Genomic DNA, 21,797 nt, shown 5'->3' with positions numbered 1-21,797 from the left:
GCGATCATGACCCGATGAGTGCGCTGCGCAACGACCTGGTGGGCCGGCTGCGGGCGGCCGGGTGCGTGTTCGCCGAGGAGGAGGCCCGGCTGCTCGGCGAGGCGGCGGCCGACGCACCCGGCGATGCCGTGCTGGACGACCTCGTGCGGCGCCGGGTCGCGGGGGAGCCCCTGGAGCACCTGCTCGGCTGGGTCGCGTTCGACGGCCATCGGGTGCGGGTCGCGACCGGGGTGTTCGTGCCGCGGCGGCGCTCCGAGGCGCTGGTGCACGCAGCGGTCGCCGGGCTGCGTCCCGGTGCGGTCGTCGTCGACCTCTGCTGCGGGTGCGGGGCGCTCGGCCTCGCGGTCGCCCGCCGGGTGCCGGTGGAGCTGCACGCCGCCGACGTCGACCCGGTCGCGACCGCCTGCGCCGCGACCAACCTCGCCGGGACCGGGACCGTGCACACCGGCGACCTGTTCGAGGCGTTGCCGCCGTCGCTGCGGGGCCGGGTCGAGGTGCTCCTCGCGAACACCCCCTACGTGCCGGCTTCCGCGATCGCGGACATGCCGCCCGAGGCCCGCGACCACGAGCCACGGACGGCGCTCGACGGCGGCGGCGACGGGCTCGACCCCGCCCGCCGCGTCGCCGCCGGAGCACCGGCCTGGCTCGCGCCCGGCGGGACGGTGCTGATCGAGACGAGCGAGGTCCAGGCGCCGGTGCTCGCCGACGTGTTCGCCCGCCACGGCCTCGACCCCGCGACCGGCAGCGACGACGACCGCGCCGCCACCTGGGTCACCGGACGGCTACCGCGCTGACGCTGCGACCTGCGCGAACCGGGCTCGTGCGCCGGGCCGGGCGGGGTGCTCCGGGCGCGGCTCTGCTCTGCTCACCTCTACGCACCGGGCGCCGCGGGCGGGGTGGCGTCCGGGTGGTGGCCGGCCCTGGTGCGTAGAGGTGAGCAGAGCAGAGCGGGGTGGGAAGAGCCTGGTCAGGACCCGGCCGGGCCGCTCCGGACGCCGTGGTGTGGATCAGCGGCGGCGGTGTTCCCTGGGCAGCCGCCCGTCCACCATGAGCACGCCCTCGGCGCGCAGCCGCGCGGCCTGTTCGGTGGCGAGGTGTGGCGCGGCGCGGCCGTCGGAGCGCAGCACGCGGTGCCACGGCAGGTCGGCGCCGTCCTCGGCCAGGATCCGGCCGACCAGCCGGGCCGAGCGCAGCCCGGCCAGCTCGGCGACCTCGCCGTAGCTGAGGGTCTGTCCGGGCGGGATCGACGCGACGACCTCCCGCACCCGTTCCACCGTCTCCTCGTCCACGACCGGATCCTCTCCCCGGACGGCCCGGCGCGTCACTGTCGGGGGTACGTGGTCGAATCGGTGCATGCCGCGATCCACCGCCGAACAGGCGTCCCCGCGCCTGGTACGGGCGGAGCCACCCGTCGTCCTCCCCCGGGAGTGGAGCGGTGCGGCGGCGCGGGTCCTCGAGCACGACCGGGGGCCGCTGCGGGTGCTGGGCGGGCCCGGCACGGGGAAGACCTCCCTGCTGCTCGACGCGGTGGTCCGGCGGGTCCGGGCCGGCGCCGCGCCCGGCTCGGTGTTGCTGCTGGTCGGCAGCCGCCGGGCCGCCGAGGAGCTGCGTGGCCGGCTCACCACGCTGCTCACCGCGGGCGGCGGCGACCTCGCTGGTGACTTCGGCGCCCGCACCACCCGCGAGCTGCTGGTCCGGACCGTGCACTCCTACGCGTTCGGGGTGCTGCGGCTGCACGCCGCGCGGCACGAGGATCCGCCACCCCGGCTGCTGGCGTCGGCCGAGCAGGACGTCGTGGTCCGCGAGCTGCTCGCCGGGGAGATCGAGAACTGGAACGGCAGCGTCCCCGGATCGGCCTGGCCGGAGCGCCTCGACCCGGCGCTCGGCCTGCCCGGTTTCGCCGCGGAGCTGCGCGAGCTGCTGCTGCGTGCGGCCGAGCGCGGCCTCGGCCCGGAGGAGCTCTTCGAGCTGGGCGAGCGGTACGACCGTGCGGAGTGGATGGCCGCGGCCCGGTTCTTCCGGACCTACGAGGAGGTCACGCTGCTCCGCGGGGCCGCCGGCCGGGGGGCGCCGCAGGCGACCGCGCCCGCACTCGACTCGGCCGAGCTCGTCGCCGCGGCGCTGGACGCCCTCGCCGCGGACACCGGTCTGCGCGACCAGGAGCGGCAACGCGTCCGGCACCTGCTGGTCGACGACGCGCAGGATCTCGACCCGCAGCAGATGGAGCTGGTCGCGACGCTCGCGGCCGAGGCGGAGTCCACGCTGCTCGCGGGTGATCCGGACCAGGCGGTGCTGACCTTCCGCGGCGCGGACCCGCAGGGACTGAACGCGATCGACGCCCCGACCGAGCTGCTGACGGTCGATCACCGGCAGTCCTCCGGCGTGCGCCGGGCCGGTCTGCGGCTGGCCGAGAAGCTGCCCGGTGCCGGCCGGACCCGGACCCGTCGCGCGCCCGGTGACGACGGACCCGGTGACGACGGACCCGGCGATGGCGCGCCTGGTGGCGGTGTGCCTGGCGACAGCGCGCCTGGTGGCGGAGTGTCCGAGGACGGTGCGCCCGGCGACAACGTGGACGGGCCGGGAGCCGACGGTCCGGACGGTCCGGACGACGCGGCCACGAGCGGCACCGCGGGCACGGGCGACGGCTCGGCGCCGGCCCGGATGCCCGGTCTGTCGGACGCGGCTCCCGAACCGGCCGCACCGAACGGATCCGGCACACCGATCGGGTCCGGCACACCGCCCGCCCCGGCGAGCCCCGGGGCCGGCGAGGCCGTGCAGGTACGGGTGTTCGGCTCTCCGTCCGCGGAGGCCGGCTGGATCGCCGACCGGCTCCGGCGCGCGCACCTGGTCGACGGCGTCCCGTGGTCGGAGATGGCGGTGCTGTCCCGCTCGGCCCGGCGCACCCTGCCCGCGCTGCGGCGCGCGTTGGCCGCGGCCGGGGTCCCGATCGCCGCTCCACCGGACGAGGTCCCGCTGCCCCACCAACCCGCGGTGGCCCCGCTGCTGCTGGTGCTGCGGGCGGCGTGGCGGCCGTCGTCGATCGACGCGGACCTCGCCGGGTCACTGCTCACCTCCCCGCTGGGCGGTGGCGACCCGATGCGGATGCGCCGGCTGCGCCGCGGCCTGCTGCGCCTGCACGCCGCCGCGGGCAACGACGTCCGCACCTTCGACGACGAGGATCCCGGGCCCGGTGAGCAGGACCCGGCCGCCGCGAGCAGCGACCCGCTGCTGGTCGAGCTGATGCGGGAGGCGGTCGAGGGCCGGCCCGACCCGCTGGCGATGCTGTCCCCGGCCGAGGGCGCCCCGATGCGCGACATCAGCCGGCTCCTCGACTCCGCGGCCCGCTCGATCGCCGCCGGTGACTCCGTGGAGGAGACGCTCTGGCGGGTGTGGCGCCGGACCGGACTGGCCCGGCGGTGGAGCGAGGCGAGCGCGCGCGGTGGCCCCGGCGGGGCGGCCGCAGACCGGGACCTCGACGCGGTGCTCGCCCTGTTCGACGCGGCCGCCCGCTACACCGACCGGCTGCCCGGCGCCGACGTCGGCGGGTTCCTCGAGTACCTCGCCGACCAGCAGCTGCCCGGCGAGACGCTCGCCCCGCAGGCGCCGCGGGGCGGAGCGGTCGAGCTCCTCACCGCGCACGGCGCCCGCGGTCGTGAGTGGACGGTCGTCGCGGTGCCCGGCGTGCAGGAGGGGAGCTGGCCGGACCTGCGGCTGCGGGGCAGCCTGCTCGGTCACGAGCAGCTCGTCGACCTCGTCGCCGGCATCGCCGAGCCCGACGCCGTGCTGTCGTCGGTGGTCTCGCGCACGGCGCCGCTGCTCGCCGAGGAGCGTCGGCTGTTCTACGTCGCCTGCACCCGGGCACGGTCGACGCTGCTGGTCAGCGCGGTGCAGGGGGAGGACGAGCAGCCCTCGCGCTTCCTCGACGAGCTGGACCCGCGCCCGGCCGACGCCGCCGAGGCCCGCCCGGTGCACCGCCCGGAACGGTCGCTGGTGATGGCCGAGCTCGTGGGCGAGCTGCGCCGCGCGGTCACCGCGCCCGATCACGGCGACCCGGCCCGGGCGGCCCGGCGCCGGCGGGCGGCGACCCAGCTGGCCCGGCTGGCCGCCGACGGGGTGCCCGGCGCGCACCCCGACGACTGGTACGGCCTGGCCGAGCTCTCCGACCACGCCCCGCTGCGGGCCGACGGGGAGCTGGTCCCGATCTCACCGTCCGATGTCGAGACGATCGCCGGCTGCCCGCTGCGCTGGGTGCTGTCGCGGCACGGCGGCGACGAGACCGGTGCACTCTCGGCGGTCACCGGGTCGCTGGTGCACGCGCTGGTGCAGGCCCGCGCCGCCGGCGCCGACCCGGCGGAGCTGGAGGAGGCACTGCGCTCGGCCTGGAAGCGCCTCGACACCGGTGCGCCGTGGTTCGGCCGCCGGGAGCTGTCCCGGGTCCGGGAGATGCTGGCCGCGTTCGACGACTGGGTGCGCCGCAGCCGTGCGGAGGGGCTCGACCTCGTCGCCGTCGAACAGCCGGTGCAGCTCGACCTGGACGGCGACCCGCCGCCGGAACCGCCCGGCGTCGAGGGGGAGCCACCGCCGGAGATCGAACCCCTGGTCCCCGACGACGCCGGCGGGGCCGGTGGCGGCGCCGCCCGCGCCGCCCGCCGGGTGCGGCTGCGCGGCCGGGTGGACCGCCTCGAACGCGACGACCAGGGGCGGCCGGTGGTCGTCGACGTCAAGACGGGCAAGACGGCGACCTCGGCCCGGGCCACCGCCGAGCACCACCAGCTCGCCGTCTACCAGCTGGCCGCGTCGCTGGGCGCGTTCGACGACCTGGTCGGGGCCGGGATCGAGCCGGGCGGGGCGCGGCTGCTGTTCCTGGCCGACCGGAAGGCGAGCGGGGAGGCCAAGGAGCCACGGCAGACGCCGCTGCGACCGGAGGAGATGGGGCACTGGCGCGACGTGCTGATGCGCTGCGCCGAGGACTCCGCCGGTGCGGTGTTCGTGGCCCGTGCCGGGCCGGACTGCGACCGCTGCCCGGTGCGGACCAGCTGTCCGGCCGTGGAGACCGGGCGGACCGTCGTCGACGGGTGAGCCCGGCCCCCGGGCACGGGCCGCGGGTCAGGCGATCCCGAGCGCCTGCGCGAGCCGCCGCAAATCGTCCTCCGGATCCTTCATCCCGGCCGTGATCACCTGCGCGCAGACGTGGTCCGCACCGGCGGCCAGGTGCTCGTCGAGCCGGGCCGCGACCTGCTCCGGGGTGCCGTGCGCGACCAGCGCGTCGATCAGGGCGTCGCTGCCGCCGTCGGCGATGTCGGCGTCGGTCCAGCCCAGCCGCTTCAGGTTGGTGGTGTAGTTCCGCAGGCCCAGGTAGGGCGTCTGCACGCGTGGCCGGGAGAGCGCCCGGGCCGCCTCCGGATCCGTGTCGAGGACGACCTTGTGCTCGGGGGCGACGAGCTTGCCCGGGCCGAGGCGTTCCCGGGCGATGCGGGTGTGTTCGGGGGTGGTCAGGTAGGGGTGCGCGCCGGCCGACCGCTCCCGGGACAGGTCGAGCACCTTCGGCCCGAGCGCGGCGAGCGCGCGCCCGTCGACCGGGACACCGGCGTCGTCGAGCCGGTCCAGGTACTCGACGACGGTCGCGTACGGGCGGGTGTAGTCGCTCGTCGCCTCCGGGTGCCCTACCCCGACCCCCAGCAGGAACCGGTCCGGGTGCCGCCCGGCGACCCGGTGGTACGACGGCGCGACCTCGTCCGCCGGGGCCGACCACATGTTGACGATGCCGGTCGCGACCACCAGCGACGACGTCGCGTCCAGCAGCGACTCGGCCAGCTCCAGGTCCGCGGGCGGCGACCCGCCGATCCACACGGCGCCGAACCCGAGCGCCTCGATGTGCGCCGCCAGTTCGGGCGTGAGGCCCGTCGCGTGCCGCCAGATCCCGTACCGGCCGGGTGAAGGACTCATGTCCTAGGTCTACCACCGCACGGACGCGATCATTCCCGGCTCTACGATGGGCCACCCCGACACGAGAGGCTGGACGTGCAGTGATCGACCTCAAGGCGGCCCGGCAGGACCCGGACCGGTTCCGCACGGCGTTGTCCCGTCGCGGCGCGTCCGCGGACTTCGACGCGCTGCTGGAGGTCGACGTCCGCTGGCGGGAGCTGACCGACCGCGTCGGTGGCCTGCGTGCCGCGCAGAAGCAGCGCCCCAAGGGCAAGCCGACGCCCGAGCAGGTGGAGCAGTTCAAGAAGGAGAAGGAGGAGCTGCGCGCCGCGGAGGAGGAGCTCGCCGCCGCCGAGGCCGAGCGTGCCGAGCTGCTCGGCCGCATCCCGAACCTGCCCGACCCGACCGCGGCCGACGGCATGGCGGAGGAGGACGCGGTCACCGTCCGCACCTGGGGCGAGCCGCCGGCGTTCGACTTCGAGCCGCGTGACCACCTGGACCTGGCGTCGTCCACCGGGCGGGTGGACATGGTGCGCGGTGCGCGACTGTCGGGTTCCCGGTTCGCCTACCGGTTCGGTGACGTCGCCATGCTCGAGATGGCGTTGTTCCGCTTCGTGATGGACAAGCTGGTCGGCGAGGGCTTCGTCCCGGTGCTCGGCCCGGTCCTGGCGAACGAGAAGGCGATGTACGGCACCGGCTTCCTGCCGACCGAGGAATCGAACCTCTACCAGCTCGAGCGCGACGACCTGTACCTCACGGGCACGTCCGAGGTCGCGCTGGCCGGCATCCACATGGACGAGATCGTGGACCTCGAGGCCCTGCCGGCCCGCTACGTGGCGTTCTCGACGAACTTCCGCCGCGAGGCCGGTGCCGCGGGCAAGGACACCAAGGGCATGTTCCGGGTGCACCAGTTCGACAAGGTCGAGATGTACGTCTACTGCCTGCCGGAGCACTCCGCCGACGTCCACGAGCAGCTCCTCGCGCACGAGGAGTCGATCGTGCAGGAGCTCGGCCTGCCGTACCGCGTGCAGAACATCGCCGTCGGCGACCTCGGCAACCCGGCCGCGAAGAAGTACGACATCGAGGCCTGGTTCCCGGTGCAGCAGCGCTACCGCGAGATCACCTCCTGCTCGAACACCACCGACTACCAGGCGCGACGGCTCAACATCCGGTTCCGCCGCGAGGCGAACGCGCCGACCGCGAACGTCCACACGCTCAACGGCACCGGGGCCACGGCGCGCGCGATGCTCGCGATCATGGAGAACTTCCAGGACGCCGACGGGACGGTCGCGGTGCCCGCGGCGCTGCAGCGCCACGGGGCCCCGGCGACCGTCGGCGCGCCGCCCGCCTGATCGCCGCCTGCCTGATCGTCGCCCGCCCGGCTGCCGCCCGCCCGACCGCCGACCGGGTGGCCTGCCACACGCAGTGACCGGCGCGACCCCCGTCCGGGCAACCCGCACGGTGCCCCGGGCGTCTGTGCTCTCGTGGACGGATGGGGAGCACCGGCGCCGCGGCCGCACGGCCGGGGCCGGGAGGTCGCGTCGGCCGGGCCCGGCCGGCGGGTCGCCCACGGTGCCGGTGTGCTCGCGCTGGTGCTGGTCGCGCTCACCGGGCTGGTCTGGACCGTCGCGGTCCCGCCGGACGGCGCGGCCCGGGGCGCGGGCGCGACGTCGGCGCTGGACAACCAGCTCCCGCCCCCGCCGCCCCCACCCCCGCCGCAGCAGTGGCGCCACGTCGGTGGCGACGAGTTCGAGGCCGGCCGCATCGACCGCTCGACCTGGACGGTCTACAACTCACCCGGCGGGTTCGGCCACGGCCTGCGGCGCCCGTCCGCCGTCGAGGTGGGCGACGGTCTCCTCACCGTCACCGCGCGCCCGCGGGCCGCGGGTGGCGGCGTCTCCGGCGGCATCGCGATGCACTCCGGCCGGCTCCACGGCCGCTGGGAGTTCCGGGCGCGCACCGACCCCGGGACCGGGTACAGCCCGGCGATCCTGCTGTGGCCGGACTCCGAGCGGTTCCCCGAGGACGGGGAGCTGGACATGATGGAGATCCCCTACGGCGACCGCGGCGCGGCGACGGCGTTCGTGCACCACGGCGCCGAGAACCACATCCTGTCCACCGAGACGCCCGGCGACTTCACGCAGTGGCACACCTTCGCGCTGGAGTGGCTGCCCGACCGGATCACCTGGTACGTCGACGGTGCGAAGCGCTGGGAGGTCACCGACCCCGCGGCGATCCCCACGACGCCGATGCACCTGTGCATCCAGCTCGACCAGGGCCCCGCCGAGAAGTGGATCCCCGGGCCGGACGCGACCACCCCGGACGAGGTACGCCTGCAGGTCGACTGGGCACGGGTGTACGCGCCCGCCTGATCCCGTCGGCGGGCGGTGTCGGGGGTGCCGGGTAGAACAGGGGCATGGACCCCACCCCGGTCGAGCTCGCCACCGCGCTCGGCCTGCACCCGCCGACCGCGGAGCAGGCCGCGGTGATCGCCGCGCCGCCCGGTCCGGCGCTGGTCGTCGCGGGTGCCGGGGCGGGCAAGACCGAGACGATGGCGGCCCGCGTGGTCTGGCTCGTCGCGACCGGACGGGTGCTGCCCGAGCAGGTCCTCGGGCTCACCTTCACCCGCAAGGCCGCCCAGCAGCTCGGCACCCGTGTCCGGTCCCGGCTGCGCCGGCTCGCCGGCTCGCGCCTGCTCGACGATCTCGACCCGACCGGGTCCCGCAGGGCCGCGCTCCTCGCGGGGGAGCCGACCGTCTCCACCTACCACGCCTACGCCGGCCGGCTGGTCGGCGAGCACGCCCTGCGGCTGCCGGCGGAACCGGCGAACCGGCTGCTCAGCCCGACCGCCACCTGGCAGCTCGCGCACCGGGTCGTCTCCACCTGGGCCGCCGACCTGGAGATCGACCGGGTGCCGGCGACCGTCACCGGCTACCTGCTCGCGCTGGCCGGGGAGCTGGGCGAGCACCTGGTCGAACCGGCCGACGTCGAGCGGCTCACGGCCCGGATGCTGCCGGTGCTCGAGCACGCCCCGCCCGGCAAGCGGCAGCGCGCGGAGCCGTCCGCCGGGTACAAGGCACGCATGGCCGGGCAGCGGATGCGCCTGGAACTGCTGCCGCTGGTGGCGGAGTTCGCCCGCCGCAAGCAGGCCGAGCAGGCCATGGACTTCTCCGACCAGATGGCGCTGGCCGCCCGGATCGCCGAGGCCGACCCGGAGGTCGGGCGGATCGAGCGCGGCCAGTACCGGGCGGTGCTGCTCGACGAGTACCAGGACACCGGGCACGCCCAGCGGGTGCTGTTGCGTGCCCTCTACGGCGTCCCGCCGGGGCTCGCGCCGGAACCCGAACCGGGGCCCGGCCCGAAGCAGCACCGCTCGGTCACCGCCGTCGGCGACCCCTGCCAGTCGATCTACGGCTGGCGCGGGGCGAGCGCGGGGAACCTGGCCCGGTTCCGCACCGACTTCCCGGCCCGGCGCGGCGACCCGGCACCGGTGCACGGCCTGCTCACCAGCTTCCGCAACCCGGCGGAGGTGCTGGTGCTGGCGAACCGGGTGTCCGAGCCGCTTCGTACCGCCCCCGGGTCGGTCCGGGTCGGCGAGCTGCGCCCGCTGGACGGCGCGGGGCCCGGCGACGTGCGTGCCGCGCTGCTGCCCGACGTGGCGGCCGAGGTGGACTGGGTCGCCGACGGGATCGCCACCCGCTGGCACGCCGGCGCCGCGGACGGGGGAGACCCGCCGACGGCCGCGGTACTGGTCCGCCGCCGCTCGGACATGGACGCGCTCGCCGCCGCGTTGCGCGACCGGAGGGTGCCGGTCGAGGTGGTCGGGCTCGGCGGGCTGCTGTCCACGCCCGAGGTCCGGGACCTGGTCTCCGCGCTGCGGGTCGTGGCGGACCCGCTGGCCGGCCCCGCGGCGGTCCGGCTGCTGACCGGCCCGCGCTGGCGGCTCGGCATCGCCGACCTGGCGGCGCTGTGGCAGCGGGCCCGCGAGCTGATCCCCGGGCGCCCGGCCCGGCCCGGCCCGCTGTCGGCGGCCGAGCTCGCCCTCGGCGCGCTGCCCGGTGAGCAGGCCGAGCAGGCCGGGCTGGTCGACGCCCTCGACGACCCGGGCGAGCCGGACCGCTACTCGCCCGCCGGGTTCGACCGGATTCGGCGGATCGGGCGCGAGCTGTCCCAGCTGCGCGGCCGGGCCGCGGCACCACTGACCGACCTGGTCGCCGACGTCGAGCGGACACTGTTGCTCGACGTCGAGACCACCTCCCGCCCGGGCCCGACCGGGCGGGCCCACCTGGACGCGTTCGCCGACGTCGTCGCCGAGTTCGCGAGCGGCGCGGACGTGCCCTCGCTGACCGGGCTGCTGGACTACCTCGACACCGCCGAGCAGGCCGAGGAGGGGCTCACCCCCGGTGAGGTCGAGGTCGCCCCGGACCGGGTGCAGATCCTCACCGTGCACGCGGCGAAGGGCCTGGAGTGGGAGGTCGTCGCCGTCCCGCACCTGGTCGCGCAGGTCTTCCCGGGCCGCAAGATGTCCGGGAGCTGGCTGAAGGACCCCTCGGAGCTGCCGGTCCCGCTGCGCGGGGACGCCGACGACCTGCCGGGCCTGGACCTGCCGCCTCCCGGCGCGGACCGCAAGCAGGTCGAGGCGGCGCTCGACGCCCACGACGACGCGCTCGACGAGCGCCGCCTCGCCGAGGAGCGCCGGCTGTTCTACGTCGCGCTCACCCGCGCCGAGCGCACCCTGCTGGTGTCCGGGCACCGCTGGCCGGCGACCGGGGAACGGCCGAAGGAGCCGTCGCTGTTCCTCACCGAGCTGGCCGAGATCCTGGAGGGGCCGGGCGGTTCCGAGGTGGGCGAGCTGGAGGTCTGGGCGCCGCCGCCGGAGGCCGACACCGGCAACCCGGCGCTCGGTGTCGAACGCACCGCGCAGTGGCCGCCGGACCCGCTCGGTGACCGCTCCGACGACGTCCGCGCCGGCGCCGACCTGGTGCGCGCGGCGCTGCGGGCGCAGCAGCCGAAGCGCCCCCGGCGGTCCCGCTCGGCCGCGGACCAGCTCGCGCTGGAGCTCCCGGACCCCGGGCCCGGCCCGGCCGGCCCCGACCCGGCGGTCGCCGACGCCGAGGGCGACCCGGAGGGGTGGGCCGCCGACGTGGACGTGCTGCTGGCCGAGCGGGCCGCGGCGGCCGACCGCCCGACCGTCGCGCTGCCCGGGCGGCTGTCGGTGAGCCGGCTCGTGGAGCTGGCCGACGACCCGGACGCGCTGGCCGTGCGGCTGCGCCGCCCGGTGCCGCTGCCGCCGAACCCGCACACCCGCCGGGGCACCGCGTTCCACGCCTGGCTCGAGCAGCGGTTCGGTGCGGAGCACCTGCTGGACATCGACGAGCTGCCCGGTGCCGCCGACGAGTCGGTGACCGCGGAGTCCGAGTCCGGTGCCGCCGCCGAGCTGGCCGAGCTGCAGGCCGCGTTCGAGGCCTCGGAGTGGGCCGACCGCCGGCCGGTCGACGTCGAGGTGTCGTTCGAGACCGTGCTGGCCGGGGTCGCGGTGCGCGGCCGGATGGACGCGGTGTTCGCCGACCCGGACGGGGGCTGGACGGTCGTCGACTGGAAGACCGGCAGCCCACCCGGGCCCGACCGGGAGCACGCCGTGGGCGTGCAGCTGGCCGCCTACCGGCTGGCGTGGGCGGCCCTGCAGGGCGTGCCGCCGGATCGGGTGCGGGCGGCGTTCCACTACGTCCGCGACGGCGTCACGCTGCGGCCCGCGGACCTGCTCGACGCGGCGGGGCTGCGGGCGCTCGTCGCCGGCGTCCCGGCGGCCTGACACCGGCCCGGCCCGCGACGGCCGCGAGCCCGCGCCCCGGGCTGTCCGGGACGCGGGCTCGCGGGAGTGCGCCGGTGCGGGCGGTGGCTAGTGCGCCTCCGCCTTCGCGATGTGGGCACCGGTCAGCGACCGGACCTCCATCTCGGCGAACTTGCTCTCGTCGTGCCGCTTCTGCCCGACCCAGGTGCCGATCGCACCCAGCAGGAACGACGCCGGGATGGACACCAGGCCCGGGTTGGACAGCGGGAACAGCATGAAGTCGGAGTTCGGGAAGATCGACGGCGTCGCCGCCTCCGGCCCCTTCCCGGACACCACAGGCGAGAAGATGATCAGCAGCAGCGTGATCGCCAGACCGCCGTAGATCGAGAACAACGCCCCGGTCGTGTTGAACCGCCGCCAGAACAGCGAGTAGAGGATCGTCGGCAGGTTCGCCGACGCCGCCACCGCGAACGCCAGCGCCACGAGGAACGCGACGTTCTGGTTGCGGGCCAGGATGCCGCCCAGGATCGCCACGATGCCGATCACGATCGCGGTCCGCCGGGCGACCCGGACCTGGGTGGCCTCGGTGTCCTTGACGTCCCCGTGCTTGATCACGTTGATGTAGACGTCGTGCGCGAACGAGGCCGACGCGGTGATCGTCAGGCCGGCGACGACCGCGAGGATCGTCGCGAACGCGACCGCCGCGATGATGCCCAGCAGGATCGGGCCGCCGAGCTCGAACGCCAGCAGCGGCGCCGCCGAGTTCACCTTGCCCGGCGCCCGGCTGATCGTGTCCGCACCCACCAGGGCGCCGGCCGCGTAGCCGATGACCAGGGTGAACAGGTAGAACAGGCCGATCAGCCAGATCGCCCACTCGACGGAGCGGCGCGCCTCCTTGGCCGTGGGCACGGTGTAGAAGCGCATCAGCACGTGCGGCAGGCCCGCGGTGCCGAGCACCAGCGCGATGCCCAGCGAGATGAAGTCGATCTTCGAGGTGGTCGACGCCCCGTACTGCAGGCCCGGCGAGAGCAGGGCCGCGCCGTCCTCCGGGTTCGCGTTCACCGCGGCGCCCAGCAGGCCGGAGAAGTTGAACCCGAAGATCGCCAGCGCCCAGATCGTCATGATCAGGACACCGGTGATGAGCAGCACCGCCTTGATCATCTGGACCCAGGTGGTGCCGCGCATGCCGCCGACGAGCACGTAGATGATCATCACGGCGCCGACGACGGCGATGACGACGCCCTCGGCGAACGCACCGGACACGCCGAGCAGTAGCGAGACCAGCGCGCCGGCACCGGCCATCTGGGCCAGCAGGTAGAAGAACGACACGGCCAGCGTCGAGGTGGCCGCGGCCGCCCGGACCGGACGCTGCCGCATCCGGAACGCGAGCACGTCGCCCATGGTGAACCGGCCGGTGTTGCGCATCAGCTCGGCGACCAGCAGCAGCGCCACCAGCCAGGCGACCAGGAAGCCGATCGAGTAGAGGAACCCGTCGTAGCCGTTGACGGCGATCGCACCGGCGATGCCCAGGAACGACGCGGCCGAGAGGTAGTCACCGGCGATCGCGAAGCCGTTCTGGGTGCCGGAGAAGCCGCCGCCGGCGGTGTAGAAGTCGGCCGCGGTCTTCTTGGCGTGCCGGCTGTTGACGTAGAAGACGATCCCCAGCGTGCCGATCACGAAGATCAGGAAGATCGAGATGTTCAGGATCGGGCTGCTGCCCGCGGTGGCCTGAGCCAGGACGGTCGTGCTCACTTCGCCCCCTCGATCTCGTCACGGATCTTCGACGACAGCGGGTCGAGCTTGCGGTCGGCGAAGCGGACGTAGGCCACGGTGATCGCGAAGGTCGACACGAACTGCAGCAGGCCGAGGATCAGCCCGACGTTGATGTTGCCCAGCACCGGCGTCGCCATGAACTCGGGGGCGAAGCTGGCCAGCAGCACGTACAGCAGGTACCAGACGAGGAACCCGGCGGTGACCGGGAAGACGAAACCACGGAGCCGCTTGCGCAGCTCCTGGAAATCGGGGCCGGCCTGTACGGCCGCCCAGTCGGGAGCGCCCGGCGGCGGGGCGCCACCGTGCTCGTCGGACTCGGTCGTACTCACGTATGCCTCCTTGCATGAATCCGCGCGCGACCACGGACTGCGCATCAGGAAATGCCCTGGCGGCCGTGCGCGGAACCCCACACGCGTGCCCTGTTTCTCCCGTGATGCGAGCGGCGGACGATCGGACGATCGGCCGCGTCAGAACTCGACCAACGGTGTTGACAACGGTCTGTCGAATATGTAGGCGATCACTCGCGATCGGCCAGATGGAGCCGGAGCATCGTATCTTCCGCCCATGACGGAACGTGGTCGCCCAGTGACACTGCGATCATCATCAGGAACGCGAGCGGGACCGACCACAGGGCCGGCTGGGTGAGCAACATGCCCGCCGTTCCGCCCAGCGGGAGCGCGGTGCCCAGCCCCATCGCCCCCACCGAGCAGGTGAGTCCGGTGACCATTCCGGCGTATGCGCCGCGCGCCGTCAAGCCCCGCCACCACAGTCCGAGCACCAGCAGCGGGCAGAACGTCGACGCGGCGACGGTGAACGCCGAGGTCACGGCGGCGCTGACGTCGACCCGGACCATCAGCAACGCCGCCGGGACGACGGCGGCCGAGACCGCCAGCGCGGTGAGGCGCAGCCGGCGCAGGCCGCTGGGCATGAGGTCGTGCGCGAGGGCCCCGGACAGGGCGAGCAGCAGGCCGAGCGAGGTGGCGAGGAACGCGGCGAACGCCCCGGCGGTGAGCAGGGCGGTGAGCACCGCCGCGGTCGAGCCGTCGGTGATCCGCGCGGGCAGCGTGACGATCGCGGTGTCGGTGGTCTGGGACAGGTGCAGCTCCGGGGTGAGCACCGTCCCGAGCAGCCCATAGACGACCGTGAACAGGTAGAACGAGCCGAGCAGGGCGACGGTGATCGCGGCCGTCCGGCGGGCCCCGCGGCCGTCCGGGCTGGTGTGGAACCGGACGATGACGTGCGGCAGGCCCATCGTCCCGAGCGCCGTCGCGACCAGCACCGACCAGGTGGCGATCAGCGGCGCGGCCTCGCCGGTGCCGAGCAGCGGCAGCGCCCACTGGTCCCCGCCGGGCACGGGCAGCGAGGCCCGGTCCCCGCCCAGCTCGGGCACGGCGGCGCCCTCCGGGAACAGCCAGACCTGGTCGCCCCGGGCGTGGTGCGGGCCCGGTGCGAGCTCGACCGGCACCCCGTCGACGGCGACGACGGTCGGCTCGGTCACGACGAGGTCGGTGTCCAGCCGGAAGTCGACCGGGGTCTGCTGGGTGAAGTGGGTGAACTCGGGCGGTGCGGCCATGTCGGCCCGCAGCGACGGCCCGGCGAGCAGCAGCAGCCAGATGGCCGGCCCGGCGAAGAGCAGCAGCTTCAGCGCGAACTGGAACGCCTGCACGTAGGTGGCGGCGCGCATCCCGCCGAGTGCCAGCGTGATGCCCACGGCCAGCCCGCTCACCACCACGCCCACCCAGTAGTCCACCCCGGACACGAGCGTGAGCAGCTGGCCGGCCGCGACGATCTGCGGCACCAGGTACAGCACCCCGATCACCACCACGACGACCGCGCAGAACCGGCGCAGCGACCGCGAGCCCAGCCGGGCCTCGGCGAACCCGGGCACGGTCAACGCCCCGCTGCGCCGCATCGGCGCGGCGACCAGCGTGAGCATCAGCAGGTAACCGGCGGTGAACCCGACCGGGTACCACAGCGCGCCGGTGCCCTCTTTGATCACCAGACCGGCGACGCCGAGGAACGACGCCGCGGACAGGTACTCGCCGGAGACCGCCGCCGCGTTGAGCATCGGCGAGGTCCGCCGCGACGCCACGAGGAAGTCCGACGTGGTCCGCATCGCGGCCACCCCACGGGCCCCGATCAGCACCGTGATCAGGAGCAGCGCGACGACGACGGCGCCGGTCACGGAGCGGGGGCCGGGTCCTCGCCCGGCCGGTCGTCCGGCCGCTCGGCCCGTTCCGCCCGGCGCAGGTGCCACCACGCCAGCAGGGCCAGCAGCGGATAGGGCAGCCAGGCCACCAGCATCCAGCCCAGCGGCAGCCAGCCCAGCCGCCACGCGGCGAGCCCCGGCACACCGTGCAGCAGCACCGGCAGGCCCAGCAGCAGCAGGGCCCCGCAGGCCAGGGTGATCGCGGCCCGGCGCAGCTGGGCGTGGCGGACCCGGCGGGCGTGGGCCGCGCGGTCGCGCTCGAGCACCGTCTCGGGCACCGGGCGCGCCGGGACCGGGCGGGACCGCACACCGGTCTCCGGCGGCGCGGTCACGGCGACCCGGCGCGGGCGGTTCACCGCCGGCCCCGCTCCCCGCCGGTCTCGAGGTCGCCCGAGGTCGCCGCGGCCATCAGCTGCTCGCGCAGGTCGCGGGCGTGCCGGCGGCTGACCGGGACGTCCCCGGCGTCGGTGTGGGCGAGCAGTCCGCCCCCGGCGTCGCTGCGCAGCTCCCGCACGGCGGGCAGGTGGAGCAGGAAGCTGCGGTGCACCCGGACGAACCGGTGGGCGTCCCAGTGCTCCTCCAGCCGGGAGAGCGGGATCCGGACCAGGTGCGATCCCGCCGGGGTGTGCAGCCGGACGTAGTCGCCGTGCGCCTCGACGAACCGGACGTCCTCGCGGCGGACGTAACGGGTGCGCCCGGCCAGCTCGACCGGCAGCACCGCCAGCTCGTCGACCCGCGGCGCCGGCGGCGCGGGGTCCTCGGCCGGTGCGGGGGAGGGGGCGCTCGCGGACCGGCCGGCGCGGGCCCGGTGCACCCGGCCCAGCGCATCGGCGAGCCGGTCGGCGCCGACCGGCTTGAGCAGGTAGTCGACCGCGCCGAGGCCGTAGGCGGCGACGGCGTGCTCCTCGAACGCCGTCACGAACACGATCTCCGGTGGGGCCGCCATCGCCGCGAGCACGCCGCCGAGCTCGAGGCCGTCCATCCCGGGCATCGTGATGTCGAGGAACACCGCATCGAACCCGCCGGTGGGGATCGTGCGCAGTGCCTCGACGGCGTCGCCGGCGCGGGCGACCTCACCGACGTCGGGTGCGTCGGCCAGCAGTGCGCAGATCTCGTCGAGTGCCGGTGCGACGTCGTCGACGGCCAGGACCCGCAGCGCGTCGGCGCCCCGGGCGGCGGGGTTCGCGGCGTTCACTGGGCGACCACCCCCGGCTGGAACCGCGGGATCCGCAGCACGATCCGGGTGCCCGCGTCCGGCGCGGTCTCGATCACCAGACCGTGCTCCGGGCCGTACACCGCCCGCAGCCGCCGGTCGACGTTGACCAGGGCCAGCCCGGCCCCCTCGGCGGTACCGGCGAGCACCGCGCGGGCGTGTTCGGGGCTCATGCCCGGCCCGTCGTCCTCGACGGCGATCACGCAGACATCGCCCTCCGCCTCGCCACTGACCTGCACCAGCCCTCCGTCCGGGTCCTTCTCGACGCCGTGCTGCACCGCGTTCTCCACCAACGGCTGCAGTGCCAGTACCGGTACGGGTACCGGCAGCACCTCGGGTGCCACCCGAACCTGTACCCGCAGCCGCTCGCCGAGTACCGCGCGGGCCAGCGTCAGGTAGGCCTCGACCGACCGGAACTCCTCGGCGAGCGGGGTGTAGTCCCCGCGCGCGGCCAGGGAGTGCCGGATGAACTCGGCGAAGGTCTCGACCAGGTCCCGGGCCCGTGCCGGGTCCGAGCGCACGAACGAGGCGATCGTGGTGAGCGCGTTGTAGACGAAGTGCGGCGAGATCTGGGTGCGCAGCTCACGCAGCCGGGCGGCCTCGGCCTCGGCGGCGCCCGCCTCCAGCCGCGCCCGTTCCAGCGCGTCGGCGGTGAACCCGGCGATCCGGCGGGCCGCGGCGGGGGAGACGTCACCGGCCAGTACCAGGACCGCGCCGTCGTCGCCGGGCTCGTCGTCGAGCGGCAGGGCGAGCAGGTCCCCCTCGGACAGCCGTCGCCCGTGGGCGCGCCGGCCGAGCGCCACGCCGTCGTCGCGGTCGGGGCCCCACCACGTCTCGCGACCGCCGGGCAGCAGCAGCCCCACCGCGTCGGCACCGCACAGCCCGGCCAGCCGCCGCAGGGCGTCGACCGCGGCGGGCGAGCCGGCCGGCTCGCGCAGCCCCGCGGCGACGGCGACCCCGGCGTCGAGGATCTCGGCCGGATCGGCGGGGGTGTGCCCGGCCGCCCGGAAGCGGTCGGTGAACCGGGGCCGCAGTGACGAGCGGGACTGGGACGTCCGGGATGGGGAGGGGCGCGAGCCGGGCGCACGGCCACCACGATCGGAGTCACCGTCGGCCCGCACCCACCCAGGATAGGGCCCCCGGCCCGCGGCGGCGTTAGCCTGCCGCATGTGATCGGCTCCTCCCGGCTCGGCGCGTTCGATCCCCAGGTCGAGGGCGCGCTGCGGATGCCGGATTCGCGGTCGGGTCCCGTCCGCTCGCTGCTGACCCGGCTGATGATCGCGTTGTTCGCACTCGGGGCGACGACGATGATCGTCTACGTCGGTCGCGACGGGTACCTGGACAACAACGGCGCGGGCGAGATCTCGCTGATGGACGCGCTGTACTACGCCACGGTGTCGCTGTCGACGACCGGCTACGGCGACATCGTCCCGGTGGGCGCGACGGCCCGGGCCGTCAACATCGCCGTGATCACCCCGCTGCGGGTGCTGTTCCTGATCGTCCTCGTCGGGACGACCGTCGAGCTGCTCACCGAGCGCTCGCGGCAGTCGTTCCGGATCCAGCGCTGGAGGTCGCGCGTGCGCGAGCACACCGTCGTCGTCGGCTACGGCACGAAGGGCCGGGCCGCGGTGGAGACACTGCTGGGCGACGGTGTCGAACCGGAGAAGATCGTGGTGGTCGACACCGACCGGGCCCGGCTCGACGTCGCCTCCGGGCTCGGCCTGGTCACCGTGTCCGGGAACGCGACCCGGTCGGCGGTGCTGCGGATCGCCGGCGTGCAGCTGGCGACGACGCTGGTCGTGGCGCTGGACCGCGACGACACCGCGGTGATGGTCACCCTGACCGCGCGCGAGCTGTCCCGGTCGATCTCGATCGTCGCCGCGGTCCGCGAGGCGGAGAACGTGCACCTGCTCCGCCAGTCCGGGGCCAGCTCGGTGATCATCTCGGACGAGACGGCGGGCCGGCTGCTCGGCGTCGCGACCCGGTCCCCGGCCGTGGTCGAGGTGGTGGAGGACCTGCTCACCCCGGACGCCGGGTTCGCCATCTCGCAGCGGCAGGTCGAGCCGGCCGAGGTTGGCGGCTCGCCGCGGCACCTGCCCGACATCGTGCTCGGCGTGGTCCGCGGGGACCGGCTCTACCGCGTCGACTCGCCCGCGGTGGACGCCATCGAGCGTGGTGACCAGCTGCTCTACGTGCGGAAGGCCACTCCTCCGGAGGACGACTGAGCCACGTCCTTGACCTGAACTGAACTTCAGGTCGCACGGTGGTCGGCATGAGCATTCCGACAGCGACCACCACCGACACCGGCTACGCCGGGCTCGCCGGGTTGATGACCCGGATGACCGGCGACGAGAAGCACGCACCCGCGGCGACGTCCACGCTGGACGTGCTGTGGGTGCTGTACGACCGCATCCTGCGGGTGCGCCCGGACCGGCCCGACGACCCGGACCGGGACCGGTTCCTGGTCTCCAAGGGGCACGGCCCGATGGCGCTCTACGCCGTCCTGGCCGCCGCCGGGTTCCTCGACCCGTCCGAGCTCGACGGGTTCGCGGAGTTCGGCTCGCGGCTGGGCCACCACCCCGATCGCACGCTCGTGCCCGGCGTGGAGATCTCCTCCGGCTCGCTCGGGCACGGCCTGGGGCTCGCCGTCGGCACCGCGCTCGGGCTGCGGGCGGGCGGCCGGGGCGCGCGCACGATCGTCCTGGTCGGCGACGCCGAGCTGGACGAGGGATCCAACGCCGAGGCCGTCCAGTACGCGGGCCGGGCCGGCCTGGACGGGCTCACCGCCGTCGTGATCGACAACGGCTCGGCCACCCACGGCTGGCCGGGCGGGATCGCCGCCCGGTTCGCCGTCGAGGGCTGGGCCACCGTCGACGCCGACGGCCGCGACCACGAGGAGCTGTACCGGGCCCTCACCGCCCCGCACGACGGCCGCCCGCTCGTCGTCGTCGCCCACGTCGAGCCGAAGGGGAGTCACTGATGGCCCCGCAACTGTGCCGGATCCCACAGTCCTCGCCGATCGTGCAGCCCTCGCCGATCGTGCAGTCCTCGCATCCACCGGAGTCCCCGATGCCCGCCTCTGCTCTGCTTACCGTGACGCACCACGTGCCTGACCAGCGCGAACGCTTCTACCGGCTGCTGCCGGACCTGCTCGCCGCCGACCCGCGAGCGGTCGTGCTGCTCGCCGACATCGGGGCCGGCTACGTCGACATCCCGGCCGCCGTCGCCGACCGGGTGATCAATCTCGGCATCCGCGAGCAGCTGCTCGTCTCCACGGCGGGCGGGCTCGCGCTCGCCGGGATGCGCCCGATCGTGCACACGTTCGCGCCGTTCCTCGTCGAGCGGCCCTACGAGCAGCTCAAGCTCGACCTCGGTCACCAGGACGCCGGTGCGGTGCTGGTCTCCTCGGGAGGCTCCTACGACATGGCGAGCGCCGGCGAGACGCACTTCGGTTCCCGCGACGTCGCCCTGCTCGACACCCTGGACGGCTGGACCGTGCACGTCCCCGGGCACGCCGACGAGGCGCAGGCGCAGCTGCGCGCCGCGCTGCCGGGCGACGACCGCGTCTACGTCCGGCTCGCCGGTGCGTCCAACGCCCGGCCGTACGGCGCCGGGCCGGGGGCGACGGTGCTGCGGCGCGGCAGCCGGGGCACCGTCGTGGCCGTGGGCCCGATGGCCGACCGCACCCTGGACGCGGTCGACGGCCTCGACGTCACCGTGCTGTACCTGCCGACCGTGCGCCCGTTCGACGGTGCCGCGCTGCGGGCGACGCTGTCCGAGCCCGACGTCGTGCTCGTCGAGCCCTACCTCGCCGCCACCTCGGTCCCGCAGGTCTCCGCGGCCCTGTCCGGGGTGCGGCACCGCGTGCTCGGGCTCGGGGTCGGGCGCGCGGAGCTGCGCCGTTACGGCGGCCCCGCCGAGCACGACGCCGCGCACGGCCTCGACGTCACCGGGATCCGGCGTTCGGTCGCGGAGTTCCTCTCGTAGGGTCGGACGCCGTGCGCCTGGCCACCTGGAACGTGAACTCGGCGAAGTCCCGGCTGCCCCGCCTGCTGCCCTGGCTGGACCAACGGGCACCGGACGTCGTCTGCCTGCAGGAGACCAAGCTCTCCGACGACGACTTCGCCGCCACCCTCGGCACGGCCCTCGCCGAGCGCGGCTACGCCGTCGCGCACCACGGCCAGGGCCGGTGGAACGGGGTCGCGCTGCTGTCGCGGGTGGGGCTCGACGACGTCGTGCGCGGGCTGCCCGGCGAGCCCGTCTTCACCGACGGCGGGCTGACCGAGCCGGACGCCCGCGCGATCACCGCGACCTGCGGCGGGCTGCGGGTGACCTCGGTGTACGTGCCGAACGGCCGCGAGCCCGCCGACCCGCACTACCCGTTCAAGCTGCGCTGGCTGGCGGCGCTGCGGGACATGGTCGCCGCGGGCGACCCGGCGACGGCGGTGGTGGCCGGGGACATGAACATCGCCCCGACCGACGACGACGTCTGGAACCGGCCCGCGTTCGAGGGCTCCACCCACGTCACCCCGGACGAGCGGGCGGCGCTCACCGCGCTCGGTGCCACGGGCCTGCGGGACGTGATGCGCGAGCGCTGGCCGGACGAGCGGGTCTTCACCTACTGGGACTACCGCGCCGGGCGCTTCCACCAGGACCAGGGCATGCGGATCGACCTCGTACTCGCCGGGGACGTGCCCGCGGACCGGCGTGCGGCGGTGTGGGTGGACCGCGCGGCGCGGAAGGGGAAGTCCCCGAGCGATCACGCGCCGGTGCTGCTGGACCTCGACGACGCCCCGGACGGGGACGCCGGGCCGGTCGTCCCACCGCCGTCCTCCCCGGCGCCGCTGGTCCGAAAGGCATAGCCGCTCACCGCACTCGGACCCACG

At 75.3% G+C, this 21,797-nt stretch carries 17 protein-coding genes; 9 read left to right on the top strand and 8 right to left on the bottom strand.

Translation table 11 applies throughout. The features are described 5' to 3' along the window. Positions 1–14 precede the first annotated feature (14 nt). Positions 15–794 carry a putative protein N(5)-glutamine methyltransferase gene (locus BM093_RS06960; protein ID WP_093338949.1) on the top strand — a complete coding sequence of 260 codons (780 nt, stop codon included), beginning with the start codon at positions 15–17 and terminating at the stop codon, positions 792–794. Positions 795–1,007: 213 nt separating this feature from the next. Here the strand turns inward: BM093_RS06960 and BM093_RS06955 are convergent, their stop codons facing one another. Then, a complete protein-coding gene (locus BM093_RS06955) occupies positions 1,008–1,289 on the bottom strand; it encodes an MGMT family protein (RefSeq protein ID WP_093338945.1) in 282 nt (93 codons plus the stop codon). A gap of 64 nt (positions 1,290–1,353) precedes the next feature. Between BM093_RS06955 and BM093_RS37090 the strand changes: the two genes are divergently transcribed. Further along, positions 1,354–5,079, top strand: a complete 3,726-nt coding sequence (locus BM093_RS37090; protein ID WP_245773352.1) for an ATP-dependent helicase — start codon at positions 1,354–1,356, stop codon at positions 5,077–5,079. Between the two features lie 27 nt (positions 5,080–5,106). Here the strand turns inward: BM093_RS37090 and BM093_RS06940 are convergent, their stop codons facing one another. Beyond that, positions 5,107–5,946 (bottom strand): LLM class F420-dependent oxidoreductase, encoded by an 840-nt coding sequence (locus tag BM093_RS06940; RefSeq protein WP_093338942.1) that lies wholly within the window; start codon positions 5,944–5,946, stop codon positions 5,107–5,109. A gap of 80 nt (positions 5,947–6,026) precedes the next feature. Here BM093_RS06940 and serS point away from each other — a divergent pair, with 80 nt between their 5' ends. The 3 genes from serS to BM093_RS06925 all read left to right on the top strand — a co-directional run bounded on the left by serS (position 6,027) and on the right by BM093_RS06925 (position 11,737). After that, entirely contained in the window at positions 6,027–7,277 is a 1,251-nt protein-coding gene (gene serS / locus BM093_RS06935; protein WP_093338939.1) for a serine--tRNA ligase, read from the top strand. A gap of 132 nt (positions 7,278–7,409) precedes the next feature. Next, complete coding sequence (locus tag BM093_RS06930) at positions 7,410–8,297, top strand: glycoside hydrolase family 16 protein (RefSeq protein ID WP_093338936.1); 888 nt, start codon at positions 7,410–7,412, stop codon at positions 8,295–8,297. 44 nt (positions 8,298–8,341) lie between these two features. After that, positions 8,342–11,737: an ATP-dependent helicase gene (locus BM093_RS06925; RefSeq protein WP_093338933.1), complete on the top strand. Its 3,396-nt coding sequence runs from the start codon at positions 8,342–8,344 to the stop codon at positions 11,735–11,737. Between the two features lie 87 nt (positions 11,738–11,824). Here the strand turns inward: BM093_RS06925 and BM093_RS06920 are convergent, their stop codons facing one another. The 6 genes from BM093_RS06920 to BM093_RS06895 form a co-directional block, all read right to left on the bottom strand. Further along, positions 11,825–13,468 (bottom strand): solute symporter family protein, encoded by a 1,644-nt coding sequence (locus BM093_RS06920; RefSeq protein WP_245773351.1) that lies wholly within the window; start codon positions 13,466–13,468, stop codon positions 11,825–11,827. Then, complete coding sequence (locus BM093_RS06915) at positions 13,465–13,818, bottom strand: DUF485 domain-containing protein (RefSeq protein WP_245773350.1); 354 nt, start codon at positions 13,816–13,818, stop codon at positions 13,465–13,467. Before BM093_RS06915 ends, BM093_RS06920 begins: the two co-directional genes overlap by 4 nt. 188 nt (positions 13,819–14,006) lie before the next feature. Next, complete coding sequence (locus tag BM093_RS06910) at positions 14,007–15,674, bottom strand: sodium/solute symporter (RefSeq protein WP_093338927.1); 1,668 nt, start codon at positions 15,672–15,674, stop codon at positions 14,007–14,009. Beyond that, complete coding sequence (locus BM093_RS06905) at positions 15,671–16,054, bottom strand: hypothetical protein (protein ID WP_093338924.1); 384 nt, start codon at positions 16,052–16,054, stop codon at positions 15,671–15,673. The genes BM093_RS06910 and BM093_RS06905 overlap by 4 nt, the downstream gene beginning before the upstream one ends. Continuing rightward, complete coding sequence (locus tag BM093_RS06900) at positions 16,051–16,893, bottom strand: LytR/AlgR family response regulator transcription factor (protein ID WP_093338921.1); 843 nt, start codon at positions 16,891–16,893, stop codon at positions 16,051–16,053. The genes BM093_RS06905 and BM093_RS06900 overlap by 4 nt, the downstream gene beginning before the upstream one ends. Next, entirely contained in the window at positions 16,890–17,945 is a 1,056-nt protein-coding gene (locus tag BM093_RS06895; protein WP_425439119.1) for a sensor histidine kinase, read from the bottom strand. Before BM093_RS06895 ends, BM093_RS06900 begins: the two co-directional genes overlap by 4 nt. Before the next feature lie 192 nt (positions 17,946–18,137). Here BM093_RS06895 and BM093_RS06890 point away from each other — a divergent pair, with 192 nt between their 5' ends. The 4 genes from BM093_RS06890 to BM093_RS06875 all read left to right on the top strand — a co-directional run bounded on the left by BM093_RS06890 (position 18,138) and on the right by BM093_RS06875 (position 21,773). Continuing rightward, positions 18,138–19,136: a potassium channel family protein gene (locus tag BM093_RS06890; protein WP_245773358.1), complete on the top strand. Its 999-nt coding sequence runs from the start codon at positions 18,138–18,140 to the stop codon at positions 19,134–19,136. 47 nt (positions 19,137–19,183) lie between these two features. Further along, positions 19,184–19,891, top strand: coding sequence for a thiamine pyrophosphate-dependent enzyme (locus tag BM093_RS06885; protein WP_093339350.1), 708 nt, complete (start codon positions 19,184–19,186; stop codon positions 19,889–19,891). A gap of 89 nt (positions 19,892–19,980) precedes the next feature. Further along, positions 19,981–20,898: a transketolase family protein gene (locus tag BM093_RS06880; protein WP_093339346.1), complete on the top strand. Its 918-nt coding sequence runs from the start codon at positions 19,981–19,983 to the stop codon at positions 20,896–20,898. Positions 20,899–20,909: 11 nt separating this feature from the next. After that, positions 20,910–21,773 carry an exodeoxyribonuclease III gene (locus BM093_RS06875; RefSeq protein ID WP_093338912.1) on the top strand — a complete coding sequence of 288 codons (864 nt, stop codon included), beginning with the start codon at positions 20,910–20,912 and terminating at the stop codon, positions 21,771–21,773. The last annotated feature ends 24 nt before the right edge of the window (positions 21,774–21,797 follow it).

Origin of the sequence: Pseudonocardia ammonioxydans (assembly GCF_900115005.1) — a bacterium.
Classification (GTDB): domain Bacteria; phylum Actinomycetota; class Actinomycetes; order Mycobacteriales; family Pseudonocardiaceae; genus Pseudonocardia; species Pseudonocardia ammonioxydans.
This window is presented reverse-complemented; position numbering and strand designations above follow the sequence as displayed.

Excerpts from the sequence above, each read along its gene's own strand:
- BM093_RS06960 (WP_093338949.1), top strand. The coding sequence starts at position 15 with ATGAGTGCGCTGCGCAACGACCTGGTGGGCCGGCTGCGGGCGGCCGGG.
- BM093_RS37090 (WP_245773352.1), top strand. The coding sequence starts at position 1,354 with ATGCCGCGATCCACCGCCGAACAGGCGTCCCCGCGCCTGGTACGGGCG.
- BM093_RS06940 (WP_093338942.1), bottom strand. The coding sequence starts at position 5,946 with ATGAGTCCTTCACCCGGCCGGTACGGGATCTGGCGGCACGCGACGGGC.
- BM093_RS06925 (WP_093338933.1), top strand. The coding sequence starts at position 8,342 with ATGGACCCCACCCCGGTCGAGCTCGCCACCGCGCTCGGCCTGCACCCG.
- BM093_RS06890 (WP_245773358.1), top strand. The coding sequence starts at position 18,138 with ATGCCGGATTCGCGGTCGGGTCCCGTCCGCTCGCTGCTGACCCGGCTG.
- BM093_RS06885 (WP_093339350.1), top strand. The coding sequence starts at position 19,184 with ATGAGCATTCCGACAGCGACCACCACCGACACCGGCTACGCCGGGCTC.
- BM093_RS06880 (WP_093339346.1), top strand. The coding sequence starts at position 19,981 with ATGCCCGCCTCTGCTCTGCTTACCGTGACGCACCACGTGCCTGACCAG.